The 2,881-nt window shown below is 70.3% G+C and carries 4 protein-coding genes; 2 read left to right on the forward strand and 2 right to left on the reverse strand.

Annotated elements, in window-relative coordinates:
• Nucleotides 1–137: 137 nt before the first annotated feature.
• Entirely contained in the window at nt 138–974 is an 837-nt protein-coding gene (locus I5G_RS03300; RefSeq protein ID WP_022877781.1) for an SDR family oxidoreductase, read from the reverse strand.
• An 84-nt stretch (nt 975–1,058) separates the two neighbouring features.
• On the opposite strand from I5G_RS03300, the gene I5G_RS03305 reads away from it, so the two are divergent.
• Complete coding sequence (locus I5G_RS03305; protein ID WP_022877782.1) at nt 1,059–1,643, forward strand: TetR/AcrR family transcriptional regulator; 585 nt, start codon at nt 1,059–1,061, stop codon at nt 1,641–1,643.
• Between the two features lie 169 nt (nt 1,644–1,812).
• Complete coding sequence (locus I5G_RS03310; protein ID WP_022877783.1) at nt 1,813–2,586, forward strand: HAD-IIB family hydrolase; 774 nt, start codon at nt 1,813–1,815, stop codon at nt 2,584–2,586.
• A 7-nt stretch (nt 2,587–2,593) separates the two neighbouring features.
• Here the strand turns inward: I5G_RS03310 and I5G_RS03315 are convergent.
• On the reverse strand, nt 2,594–2,881 hold a 288-nt coding region (locus I5G_RS03315; protein WP_022877784.1), incomplete at its 5' end, for a siderophore-interacting protein.

A 2,881-nucleotide genomic window follows, 5' to 3' on the forward strand; every position in this document is an offset into this window, starting at 1 on the left:
GATCGACGACGGCTTGCTCGCGACCTGAAGCGATTCGGCCTGGCGGAAGACGACTCCACCGCGGCGATGGAAGAGGCGATGTCCCACCTCACGAGTCGCCTTCACGCAGCACTCGGCGACCGCGCCTGAGCGGCAAGTCATCCCGCCTGGGATCTCGAGCGGGCGGCTTCGGCCCGTCGAGCGGGGTCCGTGACGCGCTCCATGAGAGCCGCGACGGCGCGCCGGGGCAGCAGCCCGAGAAGCCGAGCCGACCACCGGTTACCCTCGCCGTCAATGACGCTCGGTCCCGGATTCCGCCGCGAGAGGTGACCGAGGGCGGTGCGCACGACGTCGTCCGCCGTCCGCATCGTCGCGCCCGACGTGGCATCCTCCGTGCCAACGACGCTGTTGAACTCCGTCTGCGTCGCACCGGGAGACACGGCGAACACCACGACATCGGTCTTCTTCGTCTCGGCCCACAACGCCTCGGTGAAGCTCAGGACGAAGGCCTTCGCCGCGCCGTACACCGCCATGCGCGGTGTCGGAGCATACGCCGCCATACTCGCGACATTGATCAGGAATCCCGCTCCGCCGGCCAGGAGGTCGGGAAGGAACGCGCGGCTGATCTCCACGGGCGCGGAGACGTCGACCGCGATCTCCTGCGCGAGCCGCCCGGGATCGTCGTCGACGAACTTCCCGAACGTTCCGAAGCCCGCGTTGTTGATCACGCCGGTGACCCGCACGCCTGCGCGGCGGACCTGATCGCGCAGATCCGCGGCCGCCGTCGGCGACGCGAGGTCCGCCACGATCGGCGTCGCCTCGACGCCGTGCCGCGCGCGGACCGATCGCGCCAGATCCTCGAGCCGGTCACCACGGCGCGCGACCAGGACGAGGTTCGCCCCGCGCGCCGCGAGGGCCTCGACGAATGCGGCGCCGATCCCGGACGATGCGCCGGTGACGAGCACGGTGTGGGCGGGGAAATCGAGACGTGGCATGGGGTGTCCTTCGTTCGTGGATGCCGACACGCTATGCCCGACTGGCACTAAGTGTCAACTAGGCACATGAGCTAAGCTACGGAGATGGATGCCGAAGCCTCACTGTGGGAGCGATCGCGCCGCGCCGCCTACGCCGAGATCTCCGGAATTGCGATGCGCCTGTTCCTCGACCAGGGGTTCGAGCAGACGACCATCGACCAGATCGCCGCGGCCGCCGGCATCTCGCGCCGTTCGTTCTTCCGCTACTTCGGCACCAAGGAGGACGTCCTCCTCGGCGACCTGGCCCGCGACGGCGAGCGCCTCCGCGACGCACTCGAGGACATACCCACTGACATCGGCCCGTGGGAGGCGCTGCGTCGCGCTCTCGACGCGGTGCATGCGCTCGAACGCGATTCGAGCGACCTGCTCAAGATCGCTCGCATGATGTACGACACGCCCTCTCTGCTCAGCCGCAGCGCCGAGAAGCATCGACACTGGCAGTCGCTGCTGCTCCCCGACATCCGCGCCCGCCTCGGACCGGATGCCGACGACGTGTCGGCCGCCGCGATCATCGCCGCTGCGATCGCCTGCCTCGATACGGCGGGCGAAGCGTGGGCGCGCAGCGACGGCACGCTCGACCTCGCCGAACTCTACGACCGAGCCATCGCCACCGTCCGCGGCAGCACCTGACCGGCGCGACCGGGGATCTCGTCCGCCTCGGATACCATTGCAGTCAACCTCGTCCCGCGCGCGGGCATCGACCTCACGGCCGGCCGAGGCCGATCGCAGCGAGGCTCCCCCACCGGGCGGAGCCTCTGTTGTGTCGAGATACCGCCCTCACCCCGCCCTCAGGAGCCTCGTGTCCGATACCTCGCCCCGCCTCGTCGCCTTCGACCTCGACGACACGCTCGCCCCCTCCAAGACCGCGATCGACCCGCGCATGGGCGATCTGCTGCTCGCCCTCGCCGAGCGCGTCGAGGTCGCGATCATCTCGGGCGGTCAGCTCCAGCAGTTCCGGTCGCAGGTCGTGGACCGCCTGCCCGCCGCCGATCCGGCGCTCCTCTCGCACCTGCACCTCATGCCGACGTGCGGCACGCAGTATTACCGCTTGAGCGGCGACGGGATCGAGACCGTCTACGCGCACTCGCTCACCGAGGATGAGAAGACGCGCGCCCTCAGCGCGGTCCGCGAAGAAGCCGAGCGCTTGGGTCTCTGGGAGGCCGAGCCGTGGGGCGACATCCTCGAGGACCGCGGATCGCAGATCACGTTCTCGGCCCTCGGCCAGACCGCTCCGCTCGACGCGAAGATGGCGTGGGACCCGACCGGCGAGAAGAAGAACGCACTTCGTGAGGCCGTCGCGGCCCGGATCCCCGACCTCGAGGTGCGCTCGGGCGGCTCGACCTCCGTCGACATCACCCACCGCGGCATCGACAAGGCCTACGGCATGCGCCAGCTCGCCGACGCGACCGGTATCCCGCTCGACGACATGCTCTTCGTCGGCGACCGGCTCGACCCCGACGGCAACGACTACCCGGTCCTGGCCATGGGCGTCGAGTGCCACGCGGTGCACGGGTGGGAGGACACCGCCGACTACCTCGACGGGCTGATCCCCACGCTCCCCGCCCGGGCCTGACGACGCGTCAGAGGATCTGGCCGATGGGCTCGCGCTTCTCGGCCTGGAATCGATCCTCGGTGCGCCCGTACGCCCAGTAGCCGGACAGCGACACCTGTGCCCGCTCCAGGCCCCACACGCGGAAGAACACGTCGCGCAGCGCCTTCATCGCCTCGCGCTCCCCGTGCGCGAACACCTGGCCCCGCCCGTCGGGCACCGTCCACGCCGCGACCGCGTCCGTGAGCAGCGCGGTCGTCCCCGCCGACGCTGCCCCGCGGTGCAGCCACACGACCTCGACTCCCGCGGGGCCCGCAGA

This window comes from Microbacterium sp. B19 (assembly GCF_000333395.1).
Taxonomy (GTDB): domain Bacteria; phylum Actinomycetota; class Actinomycetes; order Actinomycetales; family Microbacteriaceae; genus Microbacterium.